The organism is Allohahella sp. A8, assembly GCF_047946665.1.
Classification (GTDB): Bacteria; Pseudomonadota; Gammaproteobacteria; order Pseudomonadales; family Oleiphilaceae; genus Allohahella.
In genome coordinates, this window is the sequence record NZ_CP172312.1 from 2,467,945 (window position 1) to 2,483,091 (window position 15,147).

The 15,147-nt window shown below is 56.5% G+C and carries 13 protein-coding genes; 8 read left to right on the plus strand and 5 right to left on the minus strand.

All coding sequences use genetic code 11. The features are described 5' to 3' along the window. Nucleotides 1-106: 106 nt before the first annotated feature. The 5 genes from ACH3PB_RS11080 to ACH3PB_RS11100 all read right to left on the minus strand — a co-directional run bounded on the left by ACH3PB_RS11080 (nucleotide 107) and on the right by ACH3PB_RS11100 (nucleotide 4,684). Nucleotides 107-679 (minus strand): hypothetical protein, encoded by a 573-nt coding sequence (locus tag ACH3PB_RS11080; protein WP_416394820.1) that lies wholly within the window; start codon nucleotides 677-679, stop codon nucleotides 107-109. A gap of 10 nt (nucleotides 680-689) precedes the next feature. Beyond that, nucleotides 690-2,480: a chemotaxis protein gene (locus ACH3PB_RS11085; protein WP_416394822.1), complete on the minus strand. Its 1,791-nt coding sequence runs from the start codon at nucleotides 2,478-2,480 to the stop codon at nucleotides 690-692. Nucleotides 2,481-2,700: 220 nt separating this feature from the next. Next, nucleotides 2,701-3,408: a DNA polymerase III subunit epsilon gene (dnaQ, locus tag ACH3PB_RS11090; protein WP_416394823.1), complete on the minus strand. Its 708-nt coding sequence runs from the start codon at nucleotides 3,406-3,408 to the stop codon at nucleotides 2,701-2,703. After that, nucleotides 3,389-3,838 carry a ribonuclease HI gene (gene rnhA, locus ACH3PB_RS11095; protein ID WP_416394825.1) on the minus strand — a complete coding sequence of 150 codons (450 nt, stop codon included), beginning with the start codon at nucleotides 3,836-3,838 and terminating at the stop codon, nucleotides 3,389-3,391. Before rnhA ends, dnaQ begins: the two co-directional genes overlap by 20 nt. A gap of 48 nt (nucleotides 3,839-3,886) precedes the next feature. Then, nucleotides 3,887-4,684 carry a class I SAM-dependent methyltransferase gene (locus tag ACH3PB_RS11100; RefSeq protein WP_416394827.1) on the minus strand — a complete coding sequence of 266 codons (798 nt, stop codon included), beginning with the start codon at nucleotides 4,682-4,684 and terminating at the stop codon, nucleotides 3,887-3,889. Nucleotides 4,685-4,778: 94 nt separating this feature from the next. On the opposite strand from ACH3PB_RS11100, the gene gloB reads away from it, so the two are divergent. The 8 genes from gloB (at nucleotide 4,779) to ACH3PB_RS11140 (ending at nucleotide 15,139) form a co-directional block, all read left to right on the plus strand. Further along, complete coding sequence (gene gloB, locus ACH3PB_RS11105; RefSeq protein WP_416394829.1) at nucleotides 4,779-5,678, plus strand: hydroxyacylglutathione hydrolase; 900 nt, start codon at nucleotides 4,779-4,781, stop codon at nucleotides 5,676-5,678. Continuing rightward, nucleotides 5,678-7,288, plus strand: a complete 1,611-nt coding sequence (locus ACH3PB_RS11110; RefSeq protein ID WP_416394831.1) for a LysM peptidoglycan-binding domain-containing protein — start codon at nucleotides 5,678-5,680, stop codon at nucleotides 7,286-7,288. Before gloB ends, ACH3PB_RS11110 begins: the two co-directional genes overlap by 1 nt. Before the next feature lie 37 nt (nucleotides 7,289-7,325). Beyond that, nucleotides 7,326-9,191 (plus strand): extracellular solute-binding protein, encoded by a 1,866-nt coding sequence (locus ACH3PB_RS11115; protein WP_416394833.1) that lies wholly within the window; start codon nucleotides 7,326-7,328, stop codon nucleotides 9,189-9,191. 43 nt (nucleotides 9,192-9,234) lie between these two features. Beyond that, nucleotides 9,235-10,317 (plus strand): microcin C ABC transporter permease YejB, encoded by a 1,083-nt coding sequence (locus ACH3PB_RS11120; RefSeq protein WP_416394835.1) that lies wholly within the window; start codon nucleotides 9,235-9,237, stop codon nucleotides 10,315-10,317. Nucleotides 10,318-10,327: 10 nt separating this feature from the next. Next, nucleotides 10,328-11,371, plus strand: coding sequence for an ABC transporter permease (locus tag ACH3PB_RS11125; RefSeq protein WP_416394837.1), 1,044 nt, complete (start codon nucleotides 10,328-10,330; stop codon nucleotides 11,369-11,371). Continuing rightward, on the plus strand, nucleotides 11,368-12,984 hold the full coding sequence (locus tag ACH3PB_RS11130; protein ID WP_416394838.1) for an ABC transporter ATP-binding protein: 1,617 nt from the start codon (nucleotides 11,368-11,370) through the stop codon (nucleotides 12,982-12,984). The genes ACH3PB_RS11125 and ACH3PB_RS11130 overlap by 4 nt, the downstream gene beginning before the upstream one ends. A gap of 62 nt (nucleotides 12,985-13,046) precedes the next feature. After that, complete coding sequence (locus ACH3PB_RS11135; RefSeq protein ID WP_416394840.1) at nucleotides 13,047-13,862, plus strand: enoyl-ACP reductase FabI; 816 nt, start codon at nucleotides 13,047-13,049, stop codon at nucleotides 13,860-13,862. A 116-nt stretch (nucleotides 13,863-13,978) separates the two neighbouring features. Then, entirely contained in the window at nucleotides 13,979-15,139 is a 1,161-nt protein-coding gene (locus tag ACH3PB_RS11140) for an alpha/beta fold hydrolase (protein WP_416394842.1), read from the plus strand. Nucleotides 15,140-15,147: the final 8 nt, after the last annotated feature.

Consider the following 15,147-nt stretch of genomic DNA (forward strand, 5'->3'; position numbering starts at 1 on the left):
AATCTCTCCCTCTGATCGACCAACTGTAGTCTCCACCAGTAGTACCAACCTGTAGAACCCACTGCAGTCCCCTCCTGATTTCACTGTCCCTGTTAGTCCAAACCCTCTACTGCCACGCCTGCACGGCATCAAAAGCCGGCGCTGTTAAAGGCCTTGCCTTCAGTCCATCGGTGCCCAAGAGGACGGCATAGCGCGCGCCATGGCTCATCGGCATGTAAACCGCGACGCCATATTTGGCGTCAACCCAGGGCAGTTCATAAGCCTGACTCAGGCTCCAGAGATCCGGTATCGCGGCTTCTTCATCGGCGAGCAGATCGTAGACACTGCGGATACCCGCTTTTTCGTCGCGCACACTCGCATATCTGCCAGACAGACGCTCGAGCTCATAGTACGGCTCGGTGCCAAACAGCCTTAAGGGTCCTTTGAGACTGATGAAGCGAGCGTCCAGCATCCAGAAATCGCCGTGGACAGGCGCCTTGAAAACGCGCTCATCGGGAAAGACCAGTGTCGCCTGAAAGCTTTGACGATCGAGCTTCTCAAGGCTGATCGTGACCACGATGCCGTTGTCTCGCGCCTGCAGCATACCGTTGAGCTGGTAGTAGAAAAGGCCTGCGCCCCCCACCACGGCGAATACACCGAGCCAGAGCATTGCCCGAAACAAACTGAAGATGCGGCCCATTACCTTGCCCTCAGGCCACCTTGAACCCGAGTTCTTTCAGGCTCTCGGCAGCGAATTGCAGCAGCTCGGTATTACCCTCAAGATTTCGCGTCAGGCTATCGACAAAGTACTCGAGCGAGGTCAGTGCATCAGCCAGCGTTTCGAGGAAGTGCGAGTCATCTTTCTGTTTGAGACCAGCACCGGACTCACCGAGAAACTTCTGCTGAATGCAGGCAATGGTAGCCTGTACAATCTTCGCAGCATTGTCATGGCCCAACATGGCCATAGCGCCTCGAATGGCATCAAGCGTGTCTGGCACATTCGCGAGATGCAGCTGATCACCACCGGATTCGAGATATGCCGTAATGGATTTTTTCGCGAGCAGAAGCCCCGCTTTCGACTCCTCGACCACGACGTCATGAGCATTCTGAAAATAAGGCGTCATGCCAGGTCGTGCCGTATCGCCCCCCGCTCGCTGCAGCAACTGGTCTGCCATGCGATCGGTCTCCATGGTCAGGCCACCGCGCTCAAGTAGCAGTATTGCCTGTTCCACGATGAGCAGCGCGTCGGCTACAGCTGCCATTTCGTCGTACTGTTCGGAGCCGGGCTGTAGCTCCAGCGGTCGACCGCCGCCCTCCGACTGCAGTGCGCCCAGGCGCACCGCGATATGAGCAGCCACCTGACCCAATTTAGGCAGACTCAGCATGGTGAGTGTGTGGCCGAGACGCGTCAGGCTATCAACGATCTGACCCAGGCCGTTTTCTTCGCTGTCCATGCCTCGCTCGATAATATCGAGCTTGTCCTTGATAAGACCTATTTCTTCCTGCAGAGCAGTCGTCACGGCGGCCAGCACGTCGGCACCAGGCCCCATCAGCAACTCTTTGTGCGCCAGGAAGGTATGGCTGTCCAATACCTGGGCGTCAGACACCCGGTAGAAATCGAGCAGGGCCTGAGCGGCATCAGATCGGTGACGATCGCGAGCAATCCAGTGCAGCAGATCCTTGCTGACAATTTCAGAGACGCTCTTTGAGGTAGACAGGCGACCCGTCGCCATCGCCTCCTTGAAATATCGCTCGATGCGCATCAGCAACTGCTTACGCGCAGCGGGCAAAGGACCGAGCGAGATTACCGAAGCAGAGGCATGTTGCAGCAGACGCCAGAACTGCGCCATTGTGCTGCCGTCGCAAATTTTGAACATGCCTTCGGCCGCTCTCGACACCAGCTTGCTGCCAATTTCAAGATCCTCGTACCTAGTCTTTCGTAGCAGCGCCAACAGGCCGACCTGGTACATGTGACGCAGGCGCCGCGCCCTCATCTCGAAAGCGTCCTGCTCGATGCCCTGGACGACCTGAGGCTGCAAATCCTTCGGAATGTCGATTTCGACGAAATAGCTTTCGGGCAACGGTTTGGCGTCGCGAATTACACGATATTGATTGATGATATCAAGCAGGAGTTCAGGGTTGTCTTCGCGCCGCTTGCGGAAGTACTCGACATAGCGACGCAGGACGTACAGCAGCTGGTTCAACGCAGCAAGCAGGCCATCCTTGTTCTGCTGCGCATCGACCGGCACTTCATTTGCCAGCGCCACGGCTTCATTGGCAAGCAAGGTCGCACCATTGAGCTCGATGAGCACGAATATGCCGCGTAACTGGTGCAGAAAATCGATACAGTTCTGCAGCTCCTCGCCGTTTTCCCGATTCTCATGGAAACGCTCGAGGCTTTGCTCCGCCTGTTCTATTGTGAGTCCGAGCTCGGCTTCGACAAGGTCAAAGGAGACTGACTTCTTCGCTATCCCACCGGGATCCACCATAACTCTCAACACCCTACTTCTAGCCACCCGAAAGGTGTCTGTCCGCCAGCCCACAAGGCAGACTCTGATATTCGGTTGATGTACGAACCGTATTTGATTCTAAGTCTAGCTCAATTCGGAAACTTGGCAGCCAAGCTGCATTACCGTATGAATTGCCGTATGGATTGCCGTCTGGACTACCAGACAGAAAGCTGACTGAATCGCCCGGCTCAAGGCGCCCAGGAAGCGAAGCTCACCACTGCAGACTGCGCCACAGCGCCGGACTATCCGGCTTTTCAAGCGCAGACAGGCGGGCCTCATGCGCGGCGAGTTCTGCAGCCGAGGCTGCGATAACAGCCAGGCGGGGACGTTCGGCGGGCAATATCCAGCGCTGGGAAGACGCGGAATCAGCATTATCGTCGTCACCGTAGAGTCCGAGACTGGTCTGCCCGCCCGTCATCAACAGATAGACGTCAGCCAGGATCTCGGCATCCAGCAATGCCCCGTGAAGCTCACGCTGACTGTTATCGACACCATAGCGCTTGCACAGCGCATCCAGACTGTTGCGCTGCCCCGGATGCTTCTTCCTCGCCATGAGTAGCGTATCGACAACGCCACAATGATCGGCGATGCAGCCGTGCGCCTGCAGCAGCTTCAGTTCGTGGTCCAGGAAGCCGATATCGAACGCGGCGTTGTGGATGATCAATTCGCCATCACGAATAAAGTCCATGAAGGCGTCGGCCACATCACGAAACAGTGGCTTGTCAGAGAGAAACTCGTCGGACAGGCCGTGAACCTCGAGCGCGCCAATGTCCACTTTGCGCTCGGGATTGATGTACACGTGAAAATGCCGACCTGTCAGGCGGCGATCGATAATTTCCACGCAGCCGATCTCGATGATACGGTGCCCTTCCCCGGGCTCGAGACCTGTGGTCTCGGTATCAAGAACGATTTGGCGCATAACTGTGTACGACTCCCTTGTTCGCCAGCGCATCGGCCAGGTCGTTGAGCGGGTGGCCACTATGTCCCTTGACCCAGTGCCACTGCACGTCATGCCTTCCGGTCGCCGCTTCAAGCGCCATCCAGAGTTCCTGGTTCTTCACCGGCTTGCCGGCACTGTTCTTCCAGCCTTTCTTCTTCCAGCCGTGGATCCAGCTGGTAATGCCCTGGCGGACGTATTGCGAATCGGTATAGAGCTCGACCCGGCATGGCTCGGTGAGCGCGTTGAGGGCCTCGACAGCCGCAGTGAGTTCCATCTGGTTATTGGTGACGTCTGGCGCGCCGCCGAACAGTTCTTTCTGTTTGCCCTGGAACTGCAGGACAGCACCCCAGCCACCAGGGCCGGGATTGCCCTTGCAGGCCCCATCGGTATAGATCGTTATCGTCTTCAAAGAAACCCTGTAATGTTCGAGGTGATGCGGAGGTGGGACGAGCAACGCTCAGTGTGAGTGGTCAGCGTCCTCGTCATCGTAGCGTGTATCCTCGTAAGCCGCCTCTCTGTAGGCGGCCATGTTGAGCACCGCAGCACTGCTGCGAATTTTCGGGCGCCACGCCGTTTTCAGAGGAATCATACTACCGACCTGCTTCTGGCTTACGCAAACATAAAAGCCCCCCAATGGTAGCTTGAGCTGCCTTGCCAGACGCTCAACCAAACCCGGCCGGCCTTCAGCAAGCGCCTTCGCGGCGGCACTGCCAGTCCCAAGCAAGGTACCGAACAGACGGTATTCCATTCTGCGTGCGCTGAGGTCTAGCAAGCTACACCAGTCTTCGAGCCTGGAGCCACTGAGGAAGCGCCCTGCCCAGGGCACCTTGCGCCGCCTGGCGATGAGTCGCATCAGGCCCCAGAGGCTATAAGGATTGAATCCGACGACGACGACGTGACCACCAGAGCGGAGCACGCGCGAGGCTTCACGCAATACCTGGTGAGGGCGCGGACTGACGTCGAGCGTATGATGCAGTATGACCAGATCGACCGAATCGCTGGCAATCGGTAGCAGATGGGGCTGGCAGGGCAATACGCTGTCCAGTTGGCCACTCGGCCGTTGCGTCGCGACAATGCGATGCCCGAGCAGGCTGCCGGCGCCAATATCTGCGCTATCCGAGAGCACCACCTCCAGCTGATGGTAGCCGAAGAAACGTTGTATGCAGGCAGTAACTGTAGCTCGCTCAGCGGCAAGAAGAGATTGCCCGGCAGCCGTATCGAACCACTTCGCCCACGCCTTTGACGACGGCATCATACCACCTCGCACGAAAGGTAATTTCCAATGCTTCATCTTACAATGGCGGGAAGATGCGGTATAGTCCAATCATCACAGCTGATGGATGATGATTTTGACAGGACCGATCAAGCCTGCACATATCGAACTCGAGGCAGTGCCTGCCTTCAACGACAACTATATCTGGTGTTTTCGCCGCGTCGGCTCGCCTCTCACCTGGGTAGTTGATCCAGGTCAGGCTACACCGGCAGTGTCCTATCTGGCCGACAACGACCTGGAGTTGGCCGGTATTCTCCTTACGCATCATCACCCGGACCACACCGGTGGTGTTCGCCAACTCATCAGCGAAAGCTGGCGTGGGAAAGGTGACTGCCCGGTCTACGGCAATGCTACGGCGGCACGGCCAGATCGAATTCCCCATATAAACAGATCGTTGAAGGCCGGTGATAGCTTCGAGGCTGCTGGCCTGACATTCAATATGCTACTTGTACCCGGACATACTCTCGATCATGCTGCCTTCTTCACGGAATCGCCACTGGATCTGGTTGATACTGAGCAACTCCACGGGCGAGAGAGAGCTGCCTCCAGCGAGACAGCCGGGGCCAGGGATTCGGCAATGGGACGTCCTTTGCTATTCTGTGGAGACACACTTTTTTCTGCCGGCTGCGGCCGCCTGTTTGAGGGTACTCCGGAACAGATGCTGAACTCACTTGATAGCCTCGCTGCCTTGCCGGGGCAGACACTGGTTTGCTGTGGTCATGAATATACGCTCGCGAACCTGGCCTTTACTGCTGATGCCTGGCCTGACAACACAACTATTGCCGCGTATCGAGCCGCCTGTGAGCAGCTACGCGAATCTGGTATGCCAACACTGCCTTCAAGTCTTGCGATTGAGCGCCGCATCAATCCGTTTCTGAACCCTCAACAGACCCGCTACGCTGATGGCAGTGAAACTGGCGAAGCTCATCGGCTGCAGGCATTTGCCAGGCTGCGTGCAGCGAAGGACAAAGCATAGTGCGTAACCTTGGTGTTCTGCTGTGCGCACTCGTTTTGCTGTACTCACCAGTTTCCAATGCTGATCCCGTCGAGGCCACCGGCCTTAACAGCACGGCTTCAATTACGCCCGCGGGCCCTGTCCGGCTAAACGACCCATCCGAGCCAGGTGGTGCTGTGAGGCTTCCAGCTTCGAAGCCGTCCATCTGGAAGCGAGTTCGCAAAGGACTTAGCCTATACCAGCGCCAGGATCACCCGCGGATTGATGATGAAATCCGCTTTCTCAAGCGCAATCCAAGCTACCTCGATATCACCCTGCGCCGCGCCCAGCCATATCTGCACTTCATCGTCAGCGAAGCTGAGAAGCGTAAGGTTCCTCTCGAATTCGCGCTCCTGCCCATCGTCGAAAGTGCCTACGACCCGTTTGCATACAGTCATGGCAGGGCCGCCGGTCTATGGCAGTTCATTCCTATGACCGGTCAGCGATTCAATCTTCGACAGAGCTGGTGGTACGATGGCCGGCGCGACGTTTACGCCTCCACTCAGGCCGCCTTCAAGTATCTTTCTGCGCTGCACAGGTTTTTCGATGGCGACTGGCTGCACGCCCTGGCAGGCTACAACGCTGGCGAGGGCAATGTTCGAAAGGCTGTCAACGCCAACAAGGCACGTAAGCGCCCCTACGGCTACTGGCACCTCCAGTTGCCTCGTGAAACCGAGCTGTATGTGCCGCGCCTGATGGCCATCGCCCGCGTTGTGGCCAACCCTGCAGCTTACGGCATCACCTTGCCTTATATAGCCGACGCGCCGTTCTTTGAGATCGTTGAGATCAAGTCTCAGATCGATCTGGCGCAGGCTGCAAAGCTGGCCAACCTGTCGATCGACGACATCTATCGCATGAACCCAGGTTTCAATCAGTGGGCCACCGACCCTGATGGCCCGCACCGTCTCCTGATTCCAAAGACGCATGCCGCCGCCTTCAGAACCGAGCTGGCCCTGCTGCCGGAATCACAGCGACTCAAGTGGCATCGGTATCTGGTCAGGAGCGGCGACACCCTCAGCGAAATCGCTCAGCGCTTCAAGACCACGCGTGCAGTCGTTCGCGACGTCAACCAGATCAAGGGCGATAGATTGAAGATCGGGCAGGCGCTGCTAATCCCGACGGCGTCCAAACGTGATGAACATTACACACTCAACGTCAATAATCGGGTGCAGCAGGCAATTGCCAACGTCAATCCACGTGCGGGCAGCAGCAAGATCGTGCATACGGTCAAGGCCGGTGATACGCTCTGGGATCTGGCCAACACCTACGATGTGAGCGTAGGCCAGCTGGCCAAGTGGAACAGCATGGCACCAGGTGATCCTTTGAGAGCAGGGGCAGATCTCACGCTCTGGGTTCCGGCCGAAATCACAAAGCGACCGGGTAGCATTGCCCTGAATGGTGTGAATCCGCAGAATACCGTGCGCAAGTTTGGCTATACCGTACGCGACGGTGACTCGATCTCACGGATTGCCGCGCATTACAATGTTTCCATGGACGACCTGTTACGCTGGAACTCAATCAGACCAGGTAGCATCCTGCGTCCTGGTCAACGGCTCACGGTTTTTGTGGACGTTACCCAGCTCTCCCATTGAGGGCAGCATAACAATGAAATAAAAGGGGTTTTCCGATATGGCTTATGAATCAGTCGATTCATTCCTGAAACGCTGCTTACTCACCATCCCCGTAGTCGTCATGCTCTTTTCTGCCTCGGCCCTCACTCACGCCGCGGAGTCGTCCGCCGTCGAGCCTGTCGCCACCACGAAAGCTGACAAACCGGCCGTGACTACCTCGAGCAGCTTTGCACTCCGCGGAGAACCGAAGTACAAAACGGGTTTCGCGCACTTCGACTATGCCAATCCGGATGCACCGCAGGGTGGTATCATGCGGCGCTCAGCCGTCGGCACCTTCGACAACCTGCATCGTTATGCCCAGCGTGGCACACCGGCTACGGCGTCGGATGAGTTATACGATCCCCTGATGAAGGGCTCGCTGGATGAGCTGGATGTCTACTACCCCCTGATTGCTGAAAAGATCAGCTACCCGGATGATTACAGCTTCCTGCGCTTTCATATCAATCCGAAGGCGACGTTCCAGGACGGCAAGCCGATTACTGCAGAATCAGTAAAGTTCTCCTTCGAAAAATTTGCGGCAGAAGGTGTGCCACAGTTCAAGAAGTACTACAGCTTCGTGAAGAAGATCGAAGTCGATGACAAGCAGACGGTCACCTTCCATCTCGAAGGTGCCAACCGTGAAGAGATGGCGTCCCTGCTCTCGCTTAAAATTCTGCCTGAGCACTACTGGGGCAGCAGAAACTTTGGCGAACCCAGCAAGGAAATTCCTGTGGGTAGCAGTGGCATGACCATCGACCGATTCAAACTCGGTCAGTTTATAGAATATCGTTTCCTGGACGACTACTGGGCGAAGGATCTGCCGGTCAACAAGGGCAGCGATAATTTCGACATCGTGCGATACGACTATTATCTGGACGCCAATGTCGCCTTCGAAGGCTTCAAATCCGGACAGTTCGAGTTCTGGGAAGAGACCCAGGCGAAGAACTGGGCCACCGCTTATGACTTCCCTGCCCTGACAGAAGGTAAGGTGAAGCGTGAGTCACTGGATCACTCGCTGCCACAAGCGACATCCGGCTTCATCTTCAACACCCAGCGGCCGCTGTTCAAGGACCGTCGGGTACGTGAGGCGCTCAGTTACCTACTCGATTTCGAGTGGATGAACAAGGCGCTGTTCTACGATCAGTACACCCGCACCCGCTCCTACTTCACCAACACCGAATATGCGTCGAGTGGCTTGCCTTCAGAGGCCGAACTCGCGATTCTCGAGCCAATGAAGGCTCTGGTGCCCCCTCAGGTCCTGAATAAGGCCTTTGAGCTGCCCGAGACCAAGGGAGACGGCAATATCCGGACCCAGATGCGGCGTGCTCTCGCACTGTTGAAGGAAGCTGGCTGGACCTTGAAGGATGGTCGGCTGCTCAATAAGGACGGTGAGCCTTTCGAGTTCGAATTTATTGCCAGAGATCCGCAGACGGAGCGCATCGTTGCCCCATTCAAAGCCAATCTCGAAAAAATCGGTATTACACTCAACGTCAGACGAATCGACGCGAGCCAGTTCATCAATCGGCTGCGCAACCACGATTTCGACATGCTCTCCGGCTCGTACCCGGCCTTGCCGACACCATCTTCTGACATGAAGATTCTGTTCGACTCCAAATTTGTCGATTCCACCTGGAATATTGCGAATATCCAGGACGAAGCCATCGATAAGCTTGTTGCGGGGATCACAGCAAACCTCACCAACGACGAAGCCTTGCTCGCCTGGGGCCGCGCGTTCGATCGAGTGGCGTTGTGGAACTACTTCCTGATTCCGCACTGGCACATCAGCGCGTTCAGGATCGCCTACTGGGACAAGTTCGAACGCCCTGAAGACCGCCCTGAGTATGATCTTGGAGAAAGCCTCTGGTGGTCGAAGGATGCGAAGTGAGCGGCTGCCAGTGCGGATGGCAATGACGAACAGGATGGTCTGAGTGGGCGTCTACATACTCAAGCGCTTGTTGTTGATGATCCCTACGCTTTGGATCATCATCACCATCAACTTTCTGATCGTGCAGGCAGCGCCAGGTGGCCCGGTCGAACAGGCCATCGCGGAAAGCCGAGGCATGGGCAGCGGAATGATGGACCGGCTGACCAATGCCAATCAGAGCGATGTGCAGCAGTCGGCGAGCGAAAGCGGTTACAAGGGCGCAAGAGGCCTGGATCCGGAAATCATAGCGGCGCTCGAAAAGCGCTTCGGCTTCGACAAGCCGATGCATGAGCGTTATTTCGACATGCTGGGTGACTACCTCACCTTCGATTTTGGCGACAGCCTGTTCAAGGCTGGTAGCGTGGTAGACCTCATCCTGGCGGCCATGCCGGTGAGTATTTCGCTTGGGCTGTGGACACTGCTGATCGTCTATCTGGTATCGATACCGCTGGGTATCATGAAAGCCCTGCGCAACGGTCAGTCGTTCGATCGCTGGACCAGCATTGTACTGTCGATCTTCTACGCCATCCCGGGCTTCCTCTTCGGCATACTGCTTATCATCCTGTTCGCGGGCGGCCAGTACTTCGACTGGTTTCCGCTCAGGGGCATGGTTTCGGAAAACTGGGACTCGCTGTCATGGCCTGACAAGATCATCGATTATTTCTGGCATATGGCGTTGCCGATTACGGCCAGCGTTATCGGTGGTTTTTCGACCCTGGCCATGCTCACCAAGAATTCGTTTCTCGACGAGATCAACAAGCAGTATGTGATGACGGCCAGGGCCAAGGGGCTGACGCCGCGAAAAGTGCTTTACACCCACGTCTTTCGTAATGCCATGCTGATCATCATCGCCGGCTTCCCGAGTGCCTTTCTGGGCATCTTCTTTACCGGCGCACTGCTCATCGAGATCATATTTTCACTCAATGGACTTGGTCTGCTGGGTTACGAGGCAGTTCTCCAGCGCGATTATCCTGTCATTTTCAGTACACTCTATATCTTCACCCTCATTGGTCTCATCGTCGGCCTGATCACTGACCTGACTTATACCTGGGTCGACCCACGCATCGACTTCGAATCGCGGGGCTGAAGGACAAGACATGAGCATCAAGACTGGTAGAAAACTTTCCACCAAGAACAGACAGCGCTGGCAGCGATTCAAGTCGCATCGGGTCGGCTATTACTCGCTATATATCTTCGCGTTCATCTTCACCGTGTCGATGTTGTCGGACCTGATTGCCAACGATAAACCGCTGGCCATCCAGTTCAAGGGCGACTGGTACTTTCCAATATTCGAGACCTACTCCGAGACAGATTTCGGTGGCGAGTTCGATGTGGAAGCAGATTATACCGACCCCTATCTGGCAGAGTTGATCGAGACTGATGGCAATATCATCTGGCCGCTTATTCCCTACAGCTACGACACCATCATCTATGATCTGCCCTCTCCTGCACCCAGTCCGCCGACAGCGAACAATTGGCTCGGCACAGACGATCAGAGTCGGGATGTGCTGGCGCGCGTTTTGTACGGTACCCGTGTTGCCATTCTCTTTGGCTTCTCGCTGACCATCGCTTCAGCTGTCATAGGCGTCACTGCCGGGGCTCTGCAGGGCTATTACGGTGGCAAGGTGGACCTGTTTTTTCAGCGCTTCATCGAGATCTGGTCGAGCCTGCCTACCCTGTTCATGCTCATCATACTTGCCAGTGTCATCCAGCCGACCTTCTGGATACTGATCGGCTTCATGCTGTTGTTCTCATGGATGAGTTACGTCGGCGTGGTGCGGGCAGAATTCCTTCGCGGCCGGAATTTCGACTACGTTGTTGCCGCCCGAGCCATGGGCATGAGCGACAATCGCATCATGTTCAAGCACATATTGCCCAATGCCATGGTTGCAACCATGACCTTCGTGCCATTCGTGTTGTCGGGCTCAGTGGTCGCCCTGACCTCGCTGGACTTTCTGGGGTATGGTCTGCCGCCGGGTTCGCCATCTCTCGGCGAATTGCTGGCCCAGGGCAAGGCCAATCTGCAGGCACCATGGCTTGGCATCACTGCTTTCTTTTCGCTCTCGATATTGACCGGCCTCCTGATCTTCATTGGTGAGGCTGTGCGCGATGCGTACGATCCGAGGACCGCATACAAATGAGTCTGCTGAGTATTCGCGACCTCACCCTCGATTTCCGCGGACCTGATACGCGTCCAGAGGACGCCGTCATACGCAAGGTCGGCTTCGACATCGCACCGGCCGAAACGCTCGCGCTGGTTGGCGAAAGCGGGTCTGGCAAGTCGGTCACGGCAATGACGATACTGCGCCTGATCGACTCGCCTCCGCTGCACGTGCTGGGTGGTGAAATCGAATTCAAGGGCACCTCCATCCTGAAGGCCTCGCAGGCAGAGCTACGCCGAATCAGGGCTGGCGAAGTCGGCGTCATCTTTCAGGAGCCGCTGACCTCACTGAATCCGCTGCACAGGATTCATCGGCAGCTGACTGAGAAAATCGTGCTACAGCGTGGGCTCGGCAAGCGCGAAGCGCTGGAACTCGCCCTGTTCTGGCTGAACAAGGTTGGTATTCGCAATGCGGCTCAGCGGCTGCAGGCCTTTCCGCACGAGCTCTCCGGAGGGGAACGCCAGCGGGTGATGATCGCCATGGCGCTGGTCAACGAACCTGCCCTGCTGATTGCGGATGAGCCGACGACAGCGCTGGACGTCACCGTTCAGGCGCAGATTCTGGAGCTCATCCAGCGCCTGCAGGACGAGATGAAGATGGCCGTGCTGTTTATCACTCACGACCTGCATATCGTGCGACAGATTGCCGATCGGGTGGTCGTCATGGAACGAGGCGAGGTGGTTGAGCGGGGCGAAACACGACAGGTTTTCGAACGCCCGGAGCACCCTTACACACGGAAGCTGATCGAATCCGAGCCGCATGGTTCACCGCCGGATATCGTGTCAGATCAGAATATACTGGATGTCAACGGACTGCGCTGCTGGTACCCACTGAAGAAAAGCCTGTTCGGCAAGGTCAGAAGCTATGTCAAAGCGGTCGATGATGTTTCTCTGACCATCAGACGCGGCGAATCCATCGGTCTCGTAGGCGAGAGCGGATCGGGCAAGTCCTCATTTGGCCGAGCTGTCTTGCGTCTGGAAAGCAGCGAGGGCGAGATCATTTTCGATGGTAAACGCATCGACTCGCTCAAGGGCCCCGCGCTCAAGCCGCTACGCAAGCGTATTCAGGTCATCTTCCAGGATCCCTATGGTGCGCTTTCGCCACGGCTGACCCTGGAGGAAATCATCCGCGAAGGCCTGGAGATTCATGAAACGCTGAGTCCGGCAGCACTGGCCGATGCCGTTACCGAAGCAATGCAGGCTGTACAGCTGGACCCAAGCTGGCGTGATCGTTATCCCCATGAGCTCTCGGGTGGCCAGCGGCAGCGGGTCTGCATTGCCCGGGCATTGATTCTGAAGCCTGAGCTACTCGTGCTCGACGAACCGACCTCATCGCTCGACCGCACGATACAACAGCAGATCATCGAGCTATTGCAGAAGCTACAGCGGGACTTCGGGCTGAGCTTCCTGTTCATCAGCCACGATCTGCGCGTAGTGCAGGCCATGTGTCATCGAGTGTTCGTCATGCGTCAGGGCAAGATCGTGGAGCATAATAATACTGAAGCGCTGTTCAGCAATCCCGTAGAGCCCTACACTCAAGAACTGATCAAGACCGCCTTCCTCGGAGAGACGCCTCTCGGCCAGCCACAATGAGTCAGGCACACTAGTCCGGGCACGAATTTCGAAAACTGACCATACAAGACAAGGAGTACGACATGGGACTGCTGAGCGGGAAACGCGCACTCATCGTGGGCGTAGCAAGCAAGTTATCCATCGCCAAGGGCATCGCCGATGCCTTTCACAGGGAAGGCGCTGAAATTGCCCTCACCTATCAGAACGACAAGTTGCAGGGCCGGGTCGAGAAATTCGCAGCTGAATATGACTCCACCCTGACCTTTCCCTGCGATGTCGCTGACGACGCTCAGATCGAGACGCTGTTCGAGGATCTTGGCAAGCACTGGGACAGCTTCGATATACTGGTGCACTCGGTGGGCTATGCCCCCGGCGATCAGCTCGATGGCGACTTCACCGATGTCACGACCCGCGAAGGCTTTCGAATCGCCCATGATATCAGCGCCTACAGCTTTATCGCGCTGGCACGCGCTGCGCGACCGATGCTTGAACCGCGGAAGGGATCGCTGCTGACGCTGACCTATCTCGGCTCACAGCGGACGATGCCAAACTACAACGTGATGGGACTGGCGAAGGCGAGCCTCGAAGCCTCCGTGCGTTATCTCGCGGCAAGCCTTGGTCCATCCGGCATGCGAGTCAACGCCATTTCCGCAGGCCCTATTCGCACCTTGGCCGCCTCCGGCATCAAGAACTTCCGCAAGATGCTGAATGAGTTTGAACGTCAAACCCCGATGCGCAGAAACGTCACCATCGAGGAAGTTGGGAATGCGGCGACATTTCTTTGCTCAGACTGGGCCAGCGGTGTGACCGGTGAAATCATGTTCGTCGACGGCGGCTTCAGTTTCTCCGCCATGGGTGCAATTGAAGACGACTCAGGCAAGTCGGGGCCGGGAGACTGAGCCACAGATCACTGTTTCCGGCCTCTATACGGGGTAGCATCCTGCTTCTCTGCTTCAAACTCATGTCCACCAGGCTCATGACCTATAACCAACGCCGCCGGCTATCAAGACGCTGAATGACCAGACCGAACCAACCCATCTCCCCTGTCGGCTCCATGACAGTCGCGACTCGAGCCCTTGTAACACTCGGCCTGCTGATTAGCCTCGTGCTCAGCATTGGTTGCGAGTCCATGAAGGCCAGTCAGACCTTTTCGAACGCCATTGGATTCGGCGGGATACCGCCCGTGGATCTCGAAGAGCAGTACATTAACGAAGATTCCGAGTTCCTCGAGATTCGCGGCATGCGGATCCACTACCGTGACGTGGGTGAAGGCCCTGTCATCATCCTCGTTCATGGCATTTTCTCATCCCTGCACACCTGGGATGGCTGGGTCGAGGAGCTGCGCAAGAGTAATCGCGTCATTACCCTGGATTTGCCTGGTTTCGGATTGACTGGCGGACCTGAGGACATCGAACAGTTCGACGTCGAATTTGTTTATGCTGTGTTCAAGAACTTCATTCAGTACATGGATGCAGAGCATTTCACCCTGGCTGGAAATTCCTTCGGTGGTTATCTCAGCGCCCGCTATGCTATCGATCATCCCGACAAGGTCGACCGTCTGATCCTTATCGACCCATCAGGATATTCACATGGTGATCGTCCGCTGGTGTTCAAGATGGCGTCGACACCGGTCGTCAGCTCGATCATGAAAGTTTTCCAGCCACCGTTCATGATCACCAGGAACGTCAAGCGCAACTACGGCGACCCTGAGAAATTGACCAAGGAAAACCTGTACCGTTACGTGCACATGGCACAGCGGCAAGGCGCAAAGCCCCTGTACGTGAAGACGCTGCAGATGTTGGGTGAAGACAAGGCGAAGACCACCGACATGAGCTTCAGCGGCGTAAAAGCGCCCACCCTGCTGATGTGGGGTGAAGCGGATGCGTGGACACCTTTGAAACTATCGGAGCGCTGGATGGCGGACCTGCGCAACGTCAAACTCATCACCTACCCCGACGTCGGGCACATGCCAATGGAAGAAATACCCTTCCAGACCGTGAGCGACGCAATTACGTTTCTGGCTGATGCACCTGGCGCCGGTGATGCGGAAGAAGATACCTTCCGCTCCATCAAGAAGACCACCGGAGAGGATCTCGAGTCGCTCATCAACGACAGCAATGAGTTTCAGGAGCTGAGTGAAGAAGAGGTTAAAAGAATGGAGCAGGATCTGAAGTAGAGCGCCGG